This window comes from Rubritalea marina DSM 17716 (assembly GCF_000378105.1).
Taxonomy (GTDB): Bacteria; Verrucomicrobiota; Verrucomicrobiia; order Verrucomicrobiales; family Akkermansiaceae; genus Rubritalea; species Rubritalea marina.
Map to the genome: position 1 here is coordinate 1 of NZ_KB899275.1, position 1,085 is coordinate 1,085.

Sequence of the window (1,085 nt, forward strand, 5' to 3'; positions counted from 1 at the left end):
TCGACGCCACTCGCCACCCCAGCACTCGCTAAAACAAAAGAAATTCAACAATCGCAGGAAAACCACTTGCCACACCTTCTCATGGAAGACGCTGCCCCCAATCCCTTCACCGTCGAGAGTCGAGCCAATTCCCAAATTCAAACATTAACCCAAAACCAAAGCGCGCTGAGAGTTCAGTGATTGGTGTGCTTTACGTTCTCCTAAAATGAACCCAAACCTTCTAGGTATTTTCTCAGCTGCTTTGACTCTAGCAGCGTTTTCTATAACCTACAGAATTGCCAAAAGTAAAACACCTAAGAGCAGAGCCATTCTCGGTTTGGTCGCCTTCTTGTTTTCGATTCCTGCAGTAAGTTTTTCTGTTTACTATACCCATATTCTTCCGGAAACGAGTTGGTACTATCAATTTCGGAGTATTCCTGGCACTGAGTTACTACTAGTCCCTCTAGGTGTTTTTGGCGGACTGGCTGCAACATTTTTGCCACGTGTACTTTTAATTATGCCCCTATTAGCAGTAGCAGTCTTATCTATAGTTCCGTTCATCAAACCCTTTTTGGGACCTCTACCTGAAGGACAATTGAAAGATAAATGGGACAACAATATTTGTCTTCAGAGCACCTCTTCGACATGCGGGGCAGCTTCGCTAGCATCCTCTCTAAAACATCTTGGCATAGAGGTAACGGAAACTGAGATAGCAGTCGATGCACATAGCTATCGAGGTGGCACTGAAGCGTGGTATTTGGCTAGAGCAGCTAGATCTCGAGATGCCGAGGCAACCTTCGATTTTTCTACTACTTTCAACCCTAATCGCGGGCTACCAGCTGTTGTCGGAGTGCTACTTGGCTCAGCTGGTCACTTCATTGCTATTTTAGGGAAAGATGGTGACAACTTTATAGTTGGAGACCCTCTTTACGGTCACGAATTATTGTCCCTAGAGGAATTGATGAGCCGTTACACTTTCACGGGCTTCCATCTGCGACTAAACTAACTTGGAGAACAAGATAGAATGAGAAGGTGAAGACGGTACATTGAACCGTTTTCTGCTATGCTTCTCACCCTATGAAATACCACATTCCCACTCATACGAT

General features: G+C 45.1%; 2 protein-coding genes. Both read left to right on the forward strand.

The window, feature by feature from the left end:
* The coding region (locus F454_RS16625; protein ID WP_033368055.1) for a hypothetical protein at window positions 1–180 on the forward strand (180 nt) is incomplete at its 5' end.
* A 25-nt stretch (window positions 181–205) separates the two neighbouring features.
* Window positions 206–985 carry a cysteine peptidase family C39 domain-containing protein gene (locus F454_RS16010; protein WP_018971196.1) on the forward strand — a complete coding sequence of 260 codons (780 nt, stop codon included), beginning with the start codon at window positions 206–208 and terminating at the stop codon, window positions 983–985.
* Window positions 986–1,085 lie beyond the last annotated feature (100 nt).

What these genes read in the sequence shown, in the direction of transcription:
- F454_RS16010 (WP_018971196.1), top strand. Translation starts at nt 206, where the DNA reads ATGAACCCAAACCTTCTAGGTATTTTCTCAGCTGCTTTGACTCTAGCA.